This is a genomic window from Pseudomonas sp. E1MeOHC2, from assembly GCF_058745025.1.
The window spans coordinates 2,617,184-2,634,310 of sequence record NZ_CP196675.1; the positions used below are offsets into that span (position 1 = coordinate 2,617,184).

Annotated in this window: 15 protein-coding genes, 1 tRNA gene and 1 pseudogene; 13 read left to right on the plus strand and 4 right to left on the minus strand. The window is 61.8% G+C overall.

Annotation, left to right across the window (positions count from 1 at the left end):
* Positions 1 to 239: 239 nt before the first annotated feature.
* The 13 genes from ACSSU5_RS11645 to ACSSU5_RS11705 all read left to right on the plus strand — a co-directional run bounded on the left by ACSSU5_RS11645 (position 240) and on the right by ACSSU5_RS11705 (position 13,963).
* Entirely contained in the window at positions 240 to 1,481 is a 1,242-nt protein-coding gene (locus ACSSU5_RS11645) for a branched-chain amino acid ABC transporter substrate-binding protein (protein WP_264310774.1), read from the plus strand.
* 59 nt (positions 1,482 to 1,540) lie between these two features.
* Positions 1,541 to 2,482 (plus strand): branched-chain amino acid ABC transporter permease, encoded by a 942-nt coding sequence (locus tag ACSSU5_RS11650; RefSeq protein ID WP_264310773.1) that lies wholly within the window; start codon positions 1,541 to 1,543, stop codon positions 2,480 to 2,482.
* Between the two features lie 3 nt (positions 2,483 to 2,485).
* Entirely contained in the window at positions 2,486 to 3,763 is a 1,278-nt protein-coding gene (locus ACSSU5_RS11655; RefSeq protein ID WP_264310772.1) for a branched-chain amino acid ABC transporter permease, read from the plus strand.
* A complete protein-coding gene (locus ACSSU5_RS11660; protein ID WP_264310771.1) occupies positions 3,760 to 4,515 on the plus strand; it encodes an ABC transporter ATP-binding protein in 756 nt (251 codons plus the stop codon). Before ACSSU5_RS11655 ends, ACSSU5_RS11660 begins: the two co-directional genes overlap by 4 nt.
* Positions 4,512 to 5,234, plus strand: coding sequence for an ABC transporter ATP-binding protein (locus ACSSU5_RS11665; protein WP_264310770.1), 723 nt, complete (start codon positions 4,512 to 4,514; stop codon positions 5,232 to 5,234). The genes ACSSU5_RS11660 and ACSSU5_RS11665 overlap by 4 nt, the downstream gene beginning before the upstream one ends.
* 116 nt (positions 5,235 to 5,350) lie before the next feature.
* Complete coding sequence (locus ACSSU5_RS11670) at positions 5,351 to 6,592, plus strand: OprD family porin (protein WP_264310769.1); 1,242 nt, start codon at positions 5,351 to 5,353, stop codon at positions 6,590 to 6,592.
* Positions 6,593 to 6,709: 117 nt separating this feature from the next.
* A complete protein-coding gene (locus tag ACSSU5_RS11675; protein WP_492561193.1) occupies positions 6,710 to 7,552 on the plus strand; it encodes an SDR family NAD(P)-dependent oxidoreductase in 843 nt (280 codons plus the stop codon).
* 60 nt (positions 7,553 to 7,612) lie between these two features.
* Positions 7,613 to 9,805, plus strand: a complete 2,193-nt coding sequence (locus ACSSU5_RS11680) for an alpha-ketoacid dehydrogenase subunit alpha/beta (protein WP_264310767.1) — start codon at positions 7,613 to 7,615, stop codon at positions 9,803 to 9,805.
* Positions 9,802 to 10,287 carry a VOC family protein gene (locus ACSSU5_RS11685; RefSeq protein WP_264310766.1) on the plus strand — a complete coding sequence of 162 codons (486 nt, stop codon included), beginning with the start codon at positions 9,802 to 9,804 and terminating at the stop codon, positions 10,285 to 10,287. The genes ACSSU5_RS11680 and ACSSU5_RS11685 overlap by 4 nt, the downstream gene beginning before the upstream one ends.
* Positions 10,287 to 11,504 carry a pyruvate dehydrogenase complex dihydrolipoamide acetyltransferase gene (locus tag ACSSU5_RS11690; RefSeq protein WP_492561194.1) on the plus strand — a complete coding sequence of 406 codons (1,218 nt, stop codon included), beginning with the start codon at positions 10,287 to 10,289 and terminating at the stop codon, positions 11,502 to 11,504. Before ACSSU5_RS11685 ends, ACSSU5_RS11690 begins: the two co-directional genes overlap by 1 nt.
* A 10-nt stretch (positions 11,505 to 11,514) precedes the next feature.
* Entirely contained in the window at positions 11,515 to 12,906 is a 1,392-nt protein-coding gene (gene lpdA, locus ACSSU5_RS11695) for a dihydrolipoyl dehydrogenase (protein WP_492561195.1), read from the plus strand.
* A gap of 197 nt (positions 12,907 to 13,103) precedes the next feature.
* On the plus strand, positions 13,104 to 13,529 hold the full coding sequence (locus ACSSU5_RS11700; RefSeq protein WP_492561196.1) for an SRPBCC family protein: 426 nt from the start codon (positions 13,104 to 13,106) through the stop codon (positions 13,527 to 13,529).
* Positions 13,526 to 13,963, plus strand: a complete 438-nt coding sequence (locus tag ACSSU5_RS11705; RefSeq protein ID WP_492561197.1) for a MarR family winged helix-turn-helix transcriptional regulator — start codon at positions 13,526 to 13,528, stop codon at positions 13,961 to 13,963. The genes ACSSU5_RS11700 and ACSSU5_RS11705 overlap by 4 nt, the downstream gene beginning before the upstream one ends.
* A gap of 41 nt (positions 13,964 to 14,004) precedes the next feature.
* Here ACSSU5_RS11705 and ACSSU5_RS11710 read toward each other — a convergent pair.
* The 4 genes and pseudogenes from ACSSU5_RS11710 to ACSSU5_RS11725 all read right to left on the minus strand — a co-directional run.
* Positions 14,005 to 14,226 (minus strand): annotated as a pseudogene (locus ACSSU5_RS11710) (helix-turn-helix domain-containing protein); the annotation flags it as partial.
* 81 nt (positions 14,227 to 14,307) lie between these two features.
* A tRNA-Arg gene (locus ACSSU5_RS11715) sits at positions 14,308 to 14,384 on the minus strand.
* A gap of 80 nt (positions 14,385 to 14,464) precedes the next feature.
* The gene (locus ACSSU5_RS11720) at positions 14,465 to 15,328 is read right to left on the minus strand and encodes an ABC transporter ATP-binding protein (RefSeq protein ID WP_492561198.1); all 864 of its coding nucleotides are present in this window, start codon (positions 15,326 to 15,328) and stop codon (positions 14,465 to 14,467) included.
* A complete protein-coding gene (locus tag ACSSU5_RS11725) occupies positions 15,325 to 16,923 on the minus strand; it encodes an ABC transporter permease (protein WP_492561199.1) in 1,599 nt (532 codons plus the stop codon). Before ACSSU5_RS11725 ends, ACSSU5_RS11720 begins: the two co-directional genes overlap by 4 nt.
* Between the last annotated feature and the right edge of the window lie 204 nt (positions 16,924 to 17,127).

Consider the following 17,127-nt stretch of genomic DNA (forward strand, 5'->3'; position numbering starts at 1 on the left):
TGATGGGGCTTTGATAGTGAAGTATTGGGCTGTGGTCTTACAAGTTTTTGAAAAAAACAATCTCGGGTGATGTCGGCTATTTTCAAGGGCTGTACGTGACCGGGCAAAAAAAAATTGATAAATCCGGGCTCGGGTGCTTTGACTTCACGGCATGGTTGACGTAGCTTTCGTCAACTGGTCAGACATGTTGCGCCTAATGTTCTACCAGATTGTAGATAACAATAAAAAAGAGGCTCCCCATGCACATCAAGACCACGCTGAGTCTGCTCACCCTCGGCACGACCCTGTTCGCCGGTATCACCTGCGCTGATCCTTTGAAAGTGGCGTTGGTCGAGACCCTGTCGGGGCCGTCCGCCGCCACCGGGCAAATGTTCCGCGCTGCCACGCGCTTTCAGATCGACCGGCTCAATGCCGAGGGCGGCTGGAATGGCGAACCCATCCAACTCCTTGAATTCGATAGCCAGGGGACCCCGGCCGGGGCCTCCGAAAAACTCAAGGCCGCTATTGGCAGCGGCGCGCAAATGATCGTTCAAGGCGCTTCGTCAGTGGCTGCCGGGCAGATCACTGAGGATGTGCGCAAGTACAACCTGCGCAACAAAGGCAAGGAAGTGGTGTTCCTCAACGTGGGGGGCGAGGCACTGGAGCTGACCGGCAGCAAATGCCATTTCTATCATTTCCGTTTCAACGGTAATGCGCCGATCCGGGTCAAGACACTGGTTGCGGCGATGAAAGACGCGGGCACCCTGGGCAGCAAAGTCTATTCCATGAACCAGAATTACAGTTGGGGCCAGGACATGGAAAAAGCCATTACGGAAAACGCTGCGGTAGGCGGCTATGAGCTGGTGGGTAAAAGCCTGCACGATACCCAGAAGGTGCAGGATTTTTCTCCCTACATCGCTCGCATCCAGGCCTCTGGCGCACAAACCGTATTGACCGGCAACTGGGGCAACGACCTGTTGCTGCTGATGAAGGCCAGCCGCGCCGCTGGCCTTAAACTGCGCTTTGGTACCGCCTTCCTCGATCAGCCGGGCAACCTGGCCAACGCGGGCGATGTCGCGCTGGGGCACTATGTTTCCCATCCCTTCAATATCGAGGCGGCAGGTGAGCAGGGCGAACGCTTTGCCACGCAGTACCAGGCCAAGACCGGGCACCTGCCGGCCTACATTGAACCCCAGACCGTATTTGCCTTGCAGATGGTCGGTAATGTGTTGAAGAAGCTGCCAGCAGAAGAAGGCCGCCTCAATACCCGCAGTTTTGCCCTGGCGCTGGAAAAGGCCACAGACAGCAACCCGCTGGGTGAAGTGCGGATGCGCGCTGAAGACCACCAACTGTTGATGCCGTTCGTGGTGTCGGTAGTGTCGAAGAAGGCTCGCTACCCCGTAGACGGCACCGACATGGGCTTCGTACCGATCAAGTCGTTCAGTGCCGATGAAGCCGCAGCGCCTGTCCAGGATGCCTGCCGGATGCAACGGCCCGAGTGACGTCGCGTGGCGTGCCACTCGGCGCGCCTTCCTGTCCATCGCGAATGCTGGAGTCGCTTATGGAATTTCTCACAGTTTCACTGCTTAACGGCGTGATCTACGGCCTGCTGTTGTTCATGGTTTCTGCCGGTCTGACTTTGATTTTCGGCATGATGGGCGTCCTCAACTTTGCCCATGCCTCCTTTTATATGGTGGGTGCCTACCTGGCGTACACCCTGCAGAAGTTTGTCGGCTTTACCAGCGCGGTGCTGCTTTCGACCGTGCTGGTGGGCTTGCTCGGGGTAGTCGTCGAGCGCTTCTTCCTGCGCCGGGTACACAAGCATGGCCACGCCCATGAACTGCTGCTGACCTTCGGCCTGACGTTCATTATTGCCGAACTGATCAAGTTGTTTTACGGCAACTTTTCTGTCGAGTACCGGGTGCCGGAGTTCCTCAACTTTGCTGCATTCCAGGTATTCAGTACCGACTATCCGTTCTATCGCTTGCTGATGGGCGGGGTCTCGCTGCTGGTGTTCGGCCTGATCTATCTGCTGTTGACCCGCACGCGCGTCGGCATCGTCGTGCGGGCGGCGATCCATCGGCCGCAAATGGCCGAGGCCTTGGGGCACAACGTACCGCTGGTGTTCATGACGGTGTTCGGGATCGGCGCTGCATTGGCCGGCCTGGCCGGAGCGTTGGCCGGTGCGTTCTACACCACCAACCCCAATATGGCCCTGGAGCTTGGGGTCATCGTTTTTGTAGTGGTCGTGGTCGGCGGCCTGGGCTCGATGGCCGGGGCAATGATCGCATCGTTGTTGATCGGGCTGATTTCCTCGTTCGCCGTGGGTGTGGATGTCAGCCTGGCGTCGCTCTTGGGCGGGTTGGGTGCTGGCGACTGGGCGCAGCAGATGGGTGGGTTGATGACCCTCAAGGTGTCCAGTGTGGCAGCGACCATTCCGTTCGCGCTGATGCTGCTGATTTTGCTTGTCCGGCCGTCCGGGTTGATGGGTGAGAAGGGGTAGACCATGAAACTGACGAAAATCCTGCTGGCGGTGCTGCTGCTGGCGCTCCTGGTGCTGCCCGCCATCCTGCCAGCGGCGATGGTCAACGCGGCCATCCAGATGCTGATTGCGGCCCTGTTTGCGTGTGCCTTCAACCTGTTGTGCGGCCAAGGCGGCATGCTGTCGTTCGGCCACGCGGCGTACTTCGGCGTCGGTTCGTTCGCCACCTTGCATGCGATGAACGCGCTCAATGGTGAAGGCTTGCTGCCAACGCCGTTGCTGCCGCTGATCGGTGCCATGGGCGGCTTTATCTGTGGCCTCTGCGCCGGCTGGTTCGCCACCAAGCGGGCGGGTGTGTACTTTTCCATGATCACGCTGGCGCTGGCGGAGTTGCTGCATTCTCTGGCCCCACACCTGAGCACGCTGTTCGGGGGCGAGGCGGGTATTTCGTCCATGCGTACACCCGCCTGGGGCCTGGATTTTGGCGACGCCACCCAGGTGTATTACCTGACCCTGGGCTGGGTGGTGCTGTCGATCACCTTGCTCTACGCCTTTACGCTGACGCCCATGGGGCGGCTGACTTTCGCCCTGCGTGAGAACGGCCATCGTCTGCAGTTTCTGGGCTACAACGTGCATCGCTTGCGGGTGCTGGTGTTTGCCTTGTCGGCGATGTTCGCTGGCATTGCCGGTGGCCTGCAGGCCCTGAACCTGGAATCGGCCAACTACGTGTTGTTCGACATGCGCTTTTCCGCCGAGGTGGTGCTCAATACCTATATCGGCGGCGTCAACGTGTTCCTGGGCCCGGTGCTGGGCGCGGCACTGATGACGTTCTTTGGCAATGCCGCCTCTGACCTCACGCAATCCTGGTTGTTGTATCAGGGCCTGCTGTTCATGTTGGTGATGATGTTCATGCCCAGCGGTCTGGCCGGGTTGGTGCTGTGCTGGAGTGCGCAGATCCGGCGGCGCGGTTGGCTGGCAATCATCCCGGCGGCGTTGCCGGCACTGCTCAGTGCAGGGTTGTTGAGCCTGGCGGTAGTGTTTGCGATCGAGACATTGCAGCGGGCGTTCAGCCAGGACTATCAGGCACTGCTGATTGCGGACCAGCCGTGGCCGGCGATCAGCCTGTTCGGCCGCGACTGGCTGCCAGGGGCGCCGCTGACGTGGTCTATGCCGTTGCTGTTGGGGCTGGCCGGGCTGTTGGTATTGAAACTGGCCCGCCGGCAATGGCTGCGCCTGCTGGATGATGAAACAGTGGCCGGTGCCGCTGCACTCGAGCCTCGGGTCGAAGGAGAACAACCATGAGCGGCGCGATCCTGCAGTTGCGTGATGTGCACAAGTCGTTTGGCGAGGCCCATATCATTCGCGGCGCGCAGCTTGAACTGCGCGCCGGCGAACGCCATGCGGTGATCGGCCCCAACGGAGCCGGAAAGTCGACCCTGTTCCATTTGATTTCCGGGCAATTGCAGCCCACTAGCGGGCAGATCCTCTTGGGTGATCAGGCGATCCAAGGCCATTCGCCGCAGCACATCAATCACCTGGGCTTGTCGCGCTCGTTCCAGATCACCAACATTTTCCCAGGGCTTTCGGTGTTCGAGAACCTGCGCATTGCGGTGATGCGCAAACACCGCATGCAATACCACTTCTGGCGCTCGATCCAGCGTTACCCAGAGGTGCGTGCGCAAACCGAACAATTGCTTGAAAAGGTACGGCTACAGGGCAAGAAAACAGTGTGCGCGGCAGAGCTTTCTTACTCGGAACAACGCGCCCTGGAAATTGGCATGACCCTGGCCTGTGACCCGCGGGTAATCCTGCTCGACGAGCCGATGGCGGGCATGTCCCATGAAGAGACCGAGTACGCCCTGAGCCTGATACGTGAGGTGACTCACGGCCGTTCGCTGTTGATCGTCGAGCATGACATGGACGTAGTGTTTTCCCTGTGTGACCGCATCAGCGTGCTGGTCTACGGCGAAGTTATCGCCACCGGTACGCCGGACGAGATCCGTGGTGACCGACGGGTACAGGAAGCCTATCTGGGTGAGGAGCAATGCGCATGAACCCGACCTCGCAAAACCTGCTGTCGATCAGCGACCTGCACGTGCACTACGGCAAGAGCCATGTGTTGCATGGGGTTGACCTGAGCATCGGTCGCAACGAAGTGGTGAGCCTGCTGGGGCGCAATGGCGCCGGGCGCTCGACCACGATGAAAGCCGTGATGGGCCTGGTGCCGGCCAGCGCCGGCAGCATCCAGCTGGCCGGCCGTGAGTTGACGGGGCTGCGGCCGTATCGAATCAGCCGTGCCGGCGTCGGTTTTGTCCCGGAAGAGCGTGAGGTGTTCGCCAACCTCAGTGTTGAAGAAAACCTGCGCATGGGGCAGCAGGCGGCTACCGACGGTGCCACTGCGTGGAACGTCGAGCAGATGTTCGACTACTTTCCGCGGCTGCGTGAGCGGCGCAACACCGGCGCTGGCAACCTCTCCGGTGGTGAGCAACAGATGCTCACCCTGTGCCGTTCGTTGCTGGGTTGCCCCAAGGTGCTGTTGATCGACGAGCCCACCGAGGGGCTGGCGCCGAAGATCGTTGCGGTGGTCGCCGAGGCCATTCGCGACATTCACCAGCGAGGGGTGTCGATCCTGTTGGTGGAACAGAAACTGACCATCGCCCTCAAGGTCTCCACACGGGTCTGTGTGATGGGCCATGGGCGGATCGTCTTCGAAGGCACGCCCCAGGCGCTGACCGATGACCCGAACCTGATGAAGGCGTGGCTGGCGGTCTGAGACTGTCTGCCCTTTCAACCGGCAGGTTCGCCTGCCATTTTCACGCGGATTCTGTGGCGGCGCTGGCGCTCGCCAGGGGCTGCTGCGTGTGCAAACCACTGGGGATAACAATAACAATGAGCCTAACCAAACACTTCACCGCACGACCGCTGCTGTTGCTGAGTACCTTGCCGGGCCTGGCCATGGCCGAGGAGCATGGGTTCATCGAGGACGCGACGGCCCGCGTACAGATGCGCAATTTCTACTTCAACCGCGACTTTCGCGACAGCGGTGCCGCCAAGGCCAAGAGCGAGGAGTGGGCCCAGGGCTTCTTGCTCAATGCCCAGTCTGGCTATACCCAGGGTACCGTGGGCGTTGGGGTCGATTTGATCGGCCGCCTCGGGGTCAAACTCGACAGCGGCGGCGGACGCGCCGGCAGCCTGTTGCTGCCCGACGACGGCGATGGCTCGGCGGATGATTTCTCCAGCCTGGGGGCGGCAGTCAAACTGAAAGTGTCCAACACCGAGTTGAAAGTCGGCGAACTGCTGCCGACCCTGCCGATTCTTCAGTACAACGATGCCCGCCTGCTGCCCCAGACGTTCCAGGGTGCCATGCTGACCTCGAAAGAAATCACCGGGCTGACCCTTAATGCCGGACAGATGCGCTCGTTCACCCAGCGCAACTCCAGCGACCGTCAGGACTTGTTCATTGATGGTCGCGCCTTCGCCACCTCCGATCGCTACAACTACCTGGGCGGCGAGTACCGCTTCAACCAGGAGCGGACGATGGTCGGCTTATGGGGCGCGCAGCTGGAGGACATCTACCGCCAGCGCTATATCCAGTTCACCCACAAACAACCGGTCGGCGCCTGGACGCTGGGTGCCAATGTCGGCTTGCTCGACTCCGAGGAAGAAGGCCAGGCCAAGGCCGGGCAGATCGACAACCGTTCGTTCTACACGGCCCTGAGTGCCGGCATTGGTGGGCATACGCTGATGGCGGCCTGGCAACGCATGTATGGCGACGACGGCACGATCTGGTTGAGCCCGACCACTACCGTGTTGCCCAGCGATATCCAGGTGCGCAATTTTGCCTCGGCCGAGGAGAAAGCCTGGCAATTGCGCTACGACTACAACTTCGCGGCCATGGGTATACCGGGGCTGAGCGCTTTTGTGCGCTACGTCAGTGGCGATAACGTAGCAGTGGCTGGCGGTAACGGCGGCAAGGAGTGGGAGCGGGACTTCGACCTGTCCTACGTCATCCAGAGCGGGCCGTTGAAGAACCTCGGGTTGCGCTGGAGGAATGCCATGGTGCGTTCCAATTTCGGTCCGTCGGTGGACGACAACCGATTGATCGTCAGCTACAGCCTGGCGCTGTTCTGATCGGCGCCTTTTCAGCAAATTGCTTTGACAGACCTTTAGTCGGACGTTAGTTTTTATCAACTGGTCTGACAAGTACAAATAAATGTAGGACCAGACATGACAACAAGTGAGAACACCATGTCCCATCCAGATTACTCTCCCGCGTTGCCCGAGCAGCTACAGCAAGATACAGCCGTTTTCCAGCACAGCGCCTATGCCGGTATCAGTGGCAAAGCCGTGGTCGTTACCGGTGGCGGCAGTGGTATCGGCCTGGCTCTGGCCGAGGGCTTTGCCCGCAACGGCGCGCACTTGCTGCTGATCGACATCAACGCCCAAGCGATGGCGGATGCGAAGGGCGCGCTGCAGCAAAGCTTCCCAACGATTCAGGTTGAATGCTTCCAGGCCTCGGTCACCGACGAAGCCGCTGTCGAGGCCGCCTTTGCTCATGCCAAGGCGTGTTTCGGGCGCATCGACGTGTTGCTCAACAACGCGGGCGTGTCCATCAACAAGCCTTCCCTGGACATCACGCCAACTGAATGGCGCCGAGCCATCGAGATCAATTTCAACAGTGTGTTCTTCTGCGCCCAGGCGGCGGCCCGGCACATGATCGATCAACAGGGCGGCGTGATCATCAATACCTCGTCGATGTGGGGCGTGTCCCATTCTGCGGACCGCACCGCGTACTGCGCGACCAAGGCCGCCGTGGTCTCCATGACCAAATGCCTGGCAGTGGAGTGGGCCCGGCATGGCATCCGCATGAACGCCATCGGCCCTGGCTACACCCGCACTCCGCTGGTGGAAGAGCTGCAACGAGCCGGGCGCCTGGACGTCGAGGCGCTGCGCAAGCGCACGCCGCTGCAACGCCTCGGTGAGCCGGGCGAGATGGCGGAGCTGGCGCTGTTCCTGGCGTCGAGCAGCGCGACCTTCATCACGGGGCAAATTTACGTGTCGGACGGCGGCTGGACCGCCAACGGCTTCTAGATAGCCCTCGCAGCGCCGGCCGCCGTGGCCTGTTGATTGAGTCATTTGTGGAGAAGTGAAATGCCGAAAAGTGTTGCCTTGTCGCCGGCGTCGCCGTGGGTTGAGCTCAGTACCACCGACACCGACTGGAAGCAGGCCGACCCTGCGTTGCTGGGTACTCTGCTCAGCCAGTTGCACCTGATTCGCGCCTTTGAGGAGACCGTGCTGGAACTGGCCGGTGAAGGCCTGGTGCATGGGCCTGCGCATTCGAGCATCGGTCAGGAAGGGGGCGCAGCCGGCTCTATTGTTGCGCTGGGCGCGGCGGATGAAGTCAATGGTTCGCACCGGGGCCACCACCAGTTCCTGGCCAAGGCGCTGGTGTACCTGATGCCCGAGGGTATCGACCCGAAAGCACCGATCAACGCCCCGATTCAGGATTTGCTGCAACGTACCCTGGCGGAAATCCTTGGCTTGGCCCAAGGGTTCTGCAAAGGCCGTGGCGGCTCGATGCACCTGCAGTGGGCCGAGGCTGGCGCCCTGGGTACCAACGCCATCGTCGGCGGCGGTGTGCCGCTGGCGGCCGGGGCAGCCTGGGCCCACCGGCATGCCCAGACCGACACCGTGGCGGTCACCTATTTCGGTGATGGCGCGGTGAACATCGGTTCGGTGCTGGAGACCATGAACCTGGCGGCTGCCTGGAAACTACCGCTGTGCTTCTTTATCGAGAACAACCTGTACGCGGTGTCCACGACGGTTGACGAAGCCACTGCCGAACCGCGCCTGTCGGCGCGTGGGCTGGGCTTCAATATCCCGAGCTGGAAAGTCGACGGCATGGACCCGCTGGCGGTTTACCTGGCCATGCAGCAAGCGCTGGCGCATATGCGTGCCGGTAACGGCCCGACGGTCATCGAGGCGGATGTGTACCGCTTCTTCCATCAGAACGGCCCGTTCCCCGGCAGTGCATTCGGCTATCGCAGCAAGGAGGAGGAGCAGAGCTGGCGTGCCCGTGATCCGCTTGAGCGCCTGGCCCGGGAAATGAAAAAGCGCGAGCTGATTGACGATGCTGGCCTGGCCGACCTGCGCGAAACCATCAAGCTGGCAATGGCCCAGGCGGCTGCGGCATTGCTGGAAGCCGACCCTAACGGCAAGCCGGGCAAGCGCCGAATTCGTCCCGAGTTGTGGCCTTCGCCGGACTTTCGCGACGTCGGTATTCGTGGCGACCTCAGCGAGCTGGCCGACGCCCGCACTTGTGAGCAATCGAGCTACCGCGGAGGCCTGGAGCAACGCAAGTTCATCGATGCCATCGCCGATGTCATGAACCGACGCATGGAAACCGATGACAGCATCGTTGTCATGGGTGAGGACGTACACCGCCTCAAGGGGGGGACCAACGGCGCTACTCGCGGCCTGAAAGAGCGTTTTCCGGAGCGCATCCTCGGCACCCCGATCAGTGAGAACGCCTTCTGCGGGCTCGGTGGCGGCATGGCCCTGGACGGGCGCTTCAAACCGGTGGTCGAGTTCATGTACCCCGACTTCATGTGGGTCGCCGCCGACCAGGTGTTCAACCAGATCGGCAAGGCCCGGCATATGTTCGGCGGGCAAAGTGACGTGCCACTGGTACTGCGCACCAAGATCGCCATGGGCACCGGCTACGGCTCGCAGCACTCCATGGACCCGGCCGGCATCTACGTGACAAACCCAGGCTGGCGCATTGTTGCGGCCTCAACGCCGTTCGACTACATCGGCCTGATGAACACCGCGCTGGCCTGCAAGGACCCGGTGTTGGTGATCGAACACGTCGATCTGTACAGCCAAAGCGGCGAAGTGCCGGTGGATGACCTGGATTATCAGATCCCGTTCGGCACCGCTGCCGTGCGCCGCGAAGGGCGTGACCTGACCATCCTTACCTACTTGAGCATGGTCGGGCATTCCTTGGAGGCGGTGGCGCAGACCGGGATCGATGCCGAGGTCATTGACCTGCGTTTTCTCGACCGTGCCAGCTTTGACTGGGCCACGGTCGAGGCGAGTATTCGCAAGACCAATAACGTGCTGATCGTCGAGCAGGGCGCCCGGGGCACGTCGTACGGCGGCTGGCTGGCGGACGAACTACAGCGCCGGTGTTTCGACTGGCTCGACCAGCCGATCCAGCGTGTGACCGGTGGCGAAGGTTCGCCGAGTATTTCCAAAGTCCTGGAGCGCGCCGCCTGTGCCCGCACCGAGGAAGTGATCGAAGGCCTGCAACAGGTCATCCGTGAAAAAGGTGCACATCAATGAGCCTGAACATGCTGGTTCCCATGGAAGTGGGTATTTGCTGCGTCGATCTGCCGGCACTCAGCCGCTTTTATCAGCAAGTACTGGGTTTTACCTTCGTCGCCCAGGTGCAGATGCCGGCTGCGGCCGCGCAGCGGGTGGGCCTGAGCGAAGGCGGTTACAGCGTGGTGCGTTTGCAGACGCCCTACGGTGAACGCATCAAGCTGCTGGCGCCTGAGCGAACGCCGACCCGGCCTGAGCAGGGGATGATTCTCGACCGGCAGAATGCGAGCTACCTGACGTTCATTGTCGAAGACATCGCCAGCTTGGTAGCCGACCTGAAAAGTGCCGGCGCAACGTTCTGCGCTGGCGACGCCCCGATCCAGCTGCGCCCTGATGTGAAGGCGTTGTTCTGCTGTGACCCCGAGGGCAACGTGCTGGAACTGGTGGAATACGCTGATATCGCCGCCTACCGTCCTGACCTGTTCAACGATCGGAGTGCCTGATGGCCAAGCTCTTACATATGCCAGAGGTATCGGCCAACGCTACCCACGCCGCGATCCAGAACTGGACCCTCAAAGAAGGCGACAGCATTTGCGCCGGTGATTGCATCGCCGAGATCGAGACCGAAAAGGCCCTGGTCGAGCTGGCAGCCGAAGAAGATGCGGTGCTGGGCAAGATCCTGGTCGAGCCGGGGCGCGAAGTGGAGGTAGGGGCACCCATCGGGGTGTTGTTTGCCAGAGGCGAAACGCAAGTCGATATCGCTGCTCTGTTGGCCAAGGCCGGCGCAGCGTTGGCGGCCAACGAACCGGTGGTGGACGACACACCTGCACCTCAAGCGCGGGCTGAACAGGCACCCCCGGTGGCTGCGCAGGACAGTCGGCGTATTTTCGCCAGCCCTCTGGCTCGCCGGCTGGCAGCAGCCAAGGGGCTTGAGCTGGCGTCGCTCAAGGGCAGCGGGCCCAATGGGCGTATCGTCAAGCGCGACGTTGAGTCGGCAACCGTTGCCAGTGCAGTGGCTGCGGCAACGCCGGCAGCACTTGTCGACTTTGCTGAAATCCCCCACAGCAGCATGCGCAAGACCATTGCCCGGCGCCTGGTGGAGAGCAAGGCGACGGTACCGCATTTCTATCTTGAGCTGGAATGCCGGATGGAGCGATTGCTGGCCCTGCGTGAGCAAGCCAACCAGCACGCAACCAAGAAAATCTCGATCAATGATTTTATCGTCAAGGCCGTGGCGGTTGCGCTCAGGCAGGTGCCGGCGATGAATGTGACCTGGACCGACACAGCCTTGCGCCAGTACCACCAGGCGGACGTCTGTGTGGCGGTCGCCACCGCTACTGGCTTGATCACGCCGGTGGTGCGCAATGCCGATGGCAAGGCCCTGTCGCAGATTAGCGCAGAGGTGGCCGAACTCGCCGGGCGTGCCCGAGATGGTCGTCTACGGCCCGAGGAGTACCAGGGCGGGAGCTTCACTATCAGCAACCTGGGGATGCTTGGCGTCGAGCAGTTCAGCGCCATTATCAATCCCCCCCACGCAGCCATTCTGGCAGTGGGGGCAACCCTGCAAAAACCGGTGGTTGAAAACGGGGAGCTGAAGGTGGGTTCGGTACTGCGCTGCACCTTGTCGGTAGATCATCGGGCCGTGGATGGCGCGCTGGCTGCGCAATGGCTGGCCGTGTTCAAGGGCCTGATGGAAAACCCGTTGGGCATGCTGATCTGAGGGAGTTCCCATGAGCGATACGAAATTCGATCTGATCGTCGTGGGGGGCGGCCCCGGCGGTTATGTGGCCGCTATCCGCGCCAGTCAGTTAGGCCTGCGCACCGCATTGGTGGAAAAGGCACAACTGGGCGGGGTTTGCCTGAACTGGGGCTGCATTCCGACCAAGGCCTTGCTGCGCAGCGCCGATGTATTGCGCCTGCTCAACAGTGCGGGCGATTTCGGTATTGAGGTCGGCCCGGCCAGGCCGAACCTGGAGGCTATCGTCAAGCGTTCCCGTGATGTGGCCAGCCAGCTACAGCGGGGTGTCAACGGACTGATGAAAAAGCACCGTGTCCAGGTGTTCAACGGCCACGCACGCCTGGATGGGCCACAGCGACTGAGGGTAAATACAGAGCAGGGCGAGCTCACACTGAGCGCACCGCATATCATTCTTGCAACCGGTGCCCGGGCCCGAGTGCTGCCGAGCATGGAGCCAGACGGCCAGTATTTCTGGACCTATCGGCAAGCGCTGGTGCCGCACAGTGTGCCCAAGCGCCTGGTGATCGTGGGGGCAGGTGCGATCGGCATCGAGTTTGCCAGTTTTTATCATGCCCTGGGTTCACAGGTCAGCGTGGTTGAAATGGCCGATCGGATCTTGCCGGTAGAGGATCAGGAGATCAGTGCCCATGTGGCCCAGGCCCTGACCCGCGACGGTATACGCCTGTACACCGGCTGTGCGCTGCAAGGCAGCAAGGTGGAACGGGGCGCGGTACAACTGCGCCTTGAAGGCAACAGCAATGAGACCCTGCAGGCCGACGTGGTGCTGGTGGCGGCGGGCATTGTCGGCAATGTCGAGGACCTGGGGCTGGAAGGCACTGGGGTCAACGTGCAGCACAGTCATGTAGTGGTGGATGAGTTCTGCCGCACGGGCGAGCCGGGCGTGTACGCCATTGGTGATCTGGCCGGGGCCCCGTGGCTGGCGCACAAGGCCAGCCACGAGGCGCTGATCTGTGTCGAAAAGATCGCTGGCCATAACCCTCGTCCTCTGGATCCTAGAAGCGTGCCGGCCTGCACCTACAGCCACCCGCAAGTCGCCAGCGTCGGCTATACCGAAGCCCAGGCGCGCAGCGCTGGCAAGGCCCTCAAGGTCGGCAAGTTTCCCTTCGCTGCCAATGGCAAGGCGATTGCCATGGGCGCCACGGCGGGCTTCGTCAAGGTGGTTTTCGATGCAGACAGCGGCGAGCTGTTAGGCGCGCACATGGTCGGTGAGGAGGTGACCGAGATGATCCAGGGTTACACCATTGCGCGGGGCCTGGAGACCACGGAGGCTGAACTGATCGAAAGTATCCTGCCACACCCGACGATGTCCGAAGCCATGCATGAAGCGGTGTTGGCAGCGTACGAACGAGCCCTGCATAGCTGAGTGCTGATGCCGCAAGGTACGCGCTGCGCTTGCGGCATGTGTTCTCGGCGCGGTGGCGTAGCTCAACGGGGTGGGCGATCTTCACGGGTGAGTGCGCCTACCCCGTTGGGTGCGTGGGATCGGGTTGGTTTGCAGCTGGTTTAAATTAGTAAATATATTTACCATTGCGCTTTGACAGATGACTTAAGGAGTGAGCCATGACGATCAAAGCGTCCATTGAGATCAGCGCTGAGCCAGAGCGCGTGTTCAGGCTGTACCAGGACGCCGCCCACTGGGTCGATTGGGATACGGAGGTGACTGCCGCCAGTTTGCCCGAAGGCCTCAAACAGGGCGCCAAGGGTTGGCTGAAACCCAAGGGTGGGCCGAAGGCCAGCATCCAGGTCGTCGAAGTGACGCCAGGCAAGTCATTCTCGGTCCAGAGCCGGTTGCCGCTGTGCCGCATGTTGTTCGGCCACAGCCTGTCGGCGACGGGTGGATGGACCGTTGCAACCCATTGGGTCGAGTTCAGCGGCCCTTTGAGTTTTTTGTTTCGTTACTTGATCGGCAAGTCTATTCAGGCTTCGTTGCCCAATACGATGCTTGGCCTCAAGCGCGCCAGCGAAGTTCAGGTCAGTGCATCGTGAGTGCGGACACGTTGGTTGTTGACGAAAATTGGAGTGGCTCTGCCTACGTGGGGCCAAGCAACAGCCCAGGGTTTCGACTCTGGCGCGAATTTCTGGACTGGCAGCGCCAGCTCAATGCGCTCCTGAAGCCCATGGGGCTCACCCAGCCGCAGTTTGCGATCCTGGCTGTGTGCGGTTGGCTGACACGCGACTGTGCGCACATCACTCAACATGGCATCGCGAACTTCACCGGCATGGACCGCATGCACATTTCGCAGATCGTATCCCGCTTGGAAAAGGACGGGCTCATCGAGAAACGGACAGACCCGCAAGATCAGCGGGCGAATCTGCTATCACTCAGCGAGGCGGGGCATCACCAGTTGCGCATCGCCATGCCGGTTGTTGAAGCGTTCGACAGAGCGTTTTTTCTCAAAACCTCAACGCTTCCTCAATGATCCGAGCTGCCTGCGGGCGAGATCGTCAGGACGGATAGCGTTTACTGGCGCAGTTGCTTTGGGGAAGCGTGTAACAGGCGGCGCATAAGCCGCCGTAGGGCCGTGGCATCCTGGTATCCCACCTGCTCAGCGATAGACTCGACGGAGAACCTGCTGGTTTCCAGCAGGACCCGAGCCCGGTTCAACTGCACGCGCTGGATCAAATGCTGGGTCGAAAAACCGGTCGCTTTTCGCACATGTCGGGATAACGTTCGCTCGGGCATTGCAGGAAGTAAACGATTTGCGCGGGGCTGGGCAGCCCGTGCGGCGATTCCCCCGTGTACTACGGGGGAAAGGAAAGAAGATGGCGCACTCGGCGGGATTCGAACCCACGACCCCTGCCTTCGGAGGGCAGTACTCTATCCAGCTGAGCTACGAGTGCAACGCGCACGCATGATACCGATCTGTTTCGGTTGCGTCTATCGCCTTGAACTGTGGCTGTTTTTCCCGGTGGCACAAAGATCAGAGTGCGATCAGCTCGGGTCGCAGCCCTTCTACCCGGCGAGGCGCAGGCGGCAGGTAGCCACCGGTGCCGGTGATCTGGTGCAGCACTTTCTCGCGCAGCCCATGCAGCGCCACGCCTGTGCGCAGGCGCGGGTGCGGCAGGTCGATTTCGACCACCGACTTGATCCGACCTGGGCGCGGCTCCAGCACCACGACCCGGTCGGCCAGGTAGGTGGCCTCTTCTGCGTCGTGGGTCACCAGCAGGGTGGTGATGCCGGCGCGTTCCCGAATGGCCAGCAGCTCATCCTGCAGTTGCTGGCGAGTCAGTGCATCGAGGGCACCGAAGGGCTCGTCGAGTAGCAGGATCCGTGGGCTTGCCACCAACCCGCGGGCGATTGCCACGCGCTGTGCCATGCCGCCCGAGAGCTGGTGCGGGTAAGCCGACTCGAACCCGCTGAGGCCGACCAGCAGCACGAACTCATGCACACGCCTGGCGCGCTCGCCCTGGGTGAGCTGCTCGTTGACCAGCCCCAGGGCGATGTTCTGCTCCACCGTCAGCCAGGGGAACAGGCGGTGCTCCTGAAACACGATGCCGCGTTCGCCACCGATGCCACTGACCGGCTGCCCGTCGACGCGGATGCTGCCGCTGTAGTCGGTGTCGAGCCCCACCAGCAGCCGCAGCAGGGTGGATTTACCACAGCCGGAGGCACCGACGATGGCGATGAACTCACCTTCGTTGATCGACAAGTTGAAGTTGTGAATGGCCTCGAACGGTTGGCCATCGACGCGGAATACTTTACCGACCCCCTCGAAGCTGACCAACGGCGGGGTCACATCGGCCTGGTTGGCGGCGGAAAGGTGCGAGGTGTTGAAGGCGTTCATGCAGTTCTCCAGCGCGTGGCGCGCGATTCGAGGCGTTGTCCGAGGGTGCCGAGCAGGGCGCCGACCAGGCCGATCAGGACCATGGCGGCCATCACCTGGTCCATGCGGAACAGCTGTTGCGCGCCGATCATCAGGCTGGCGATGCCGCCGTCAGAAGGCATGAAGTATTCCGCGCCGATGGTGCCCAGCCAGGCATAAATCAGCGACAGGCGCAGGCCGGCAAAGATCGCCGGGGCGGCGCCCGGCAGCACCAGCAGGCGCAGGCGCTGCAACAGGCCCAGGCGCAAGGTGCGGGCCGCTTCGCCCAGCTGTGGCGACAGCCCGGCGATGCCGCGCTGGGTAGCAATTAACAGCGGGAAGAACGCCGCCAAGGCCACGAACACGGCCTTGGCGCCTTCGCCCAAACCGAACCAGGCCGTAAGCAGCGGCACCCAGGCGAACAGTGCCACCTGGCGCACGGCGGTCAGGCTTGGCCCCAGCACGCGCTCGGCGCGGTGTGAAAGGCCCAGCAAAAGGCCAACCAACAAACCCGCGCCACCCCCCAGCACCAGGCCGGTCAAGGTGCGTTGCAGGCTCAGCAGCAACGCTTCTGACAGCGTGCCGTCGGCCAGCCCGCTGAACAGGGTACGCAGCACGCCCAGCGGCGAGGTGAGGATGTTTGGGTCGACCCAGCCGAGGCTACTGGAGGCCTGCCACAGCGCCAGCAGTGCGATCGGCAGCAACAGGCTTTGCCAACCTTTTGCGAGGGGGCCGCGCTGCTGCTCGCCCGTGGCAGGTTGGGGCCAGAACAGCAGGCGTTTTTCCAGGCGCGAGAAGCCTTGCTCCATCAACGCCCCCACCAGGCCGATCACCAGGATGCACAGCAACACCAGGTCCAGCATGAACAACTGCCGGCCCCACACCATCAGGTAGCCGATACCTTCGCTTGAGGCCAGCAGCTCCACGGCCAGCAACGATGTCCAGCCGGTAGCCAGGGCCAGGCGTACGCCGGTGAGGAAGGCGGGCAGGGCGGCGGGTAACAGCAGGCGCAGGAACAATAAGTGACGTGGCAGGCGCAGCGCTGCTGCAGCTTCACGCAGTTTGGGTTGGGCATCGCGCACACCGACCAGGGTGTGCAGGGTGACCGGGACCACCACGGCCTTGACCAGCACCACCAGCTTGAGCAACTCGCCGATGCCAAAAAACAGCATGAACAGCGGAATCCAAGCCAGGGTGGGGATTTGCGCCAGCGCGACGAAGGTGGGCAGCACCAGCGCCTGGGCCCGCCGCGACGACCCCAGCCAGGTACCCAGCAGCAAGCCGCTGGCAATCCCCGCCGCCAACCCCCAGAACAGCCGCTGCAGGCTTATCCACAGGTGCCCCCAAAGCTCCCCGGAGCCAAACTCCACGGCGCTCTGCCACACCCGCGAAGGCGCCGGCAGAATCTGTTCGCTCATCCAGTGCTGCCGGCTGGCGACCACCCACAACACCGCTATCAGCACCGGCAGTACCCACGAAAGATACGCAGATCCCCTGTAGGAGCGGCCTTGCGTCGCGAAAGAGCCGCGAAGCGGACCCCGCAGCCATCCCCAACTCCGGTTCAAAATTCCATTCATCGGCATCTCTCGAACGAAGCGTTGTTATCTTATGCACTAATGGAATTAAAAAATCATAAGTGCGAACTTCAAGAGATAAAAGCATGCAACCCCTGCAGGCGGAAGCCCTTCACCGTTGCGTTTTCCTCATATTTTCCATGCGTTCTCCGCAAGCGCCCCGCAGGCCCGCAGAACACCTGATTTATGCTTTCTGGTTACTAAAAA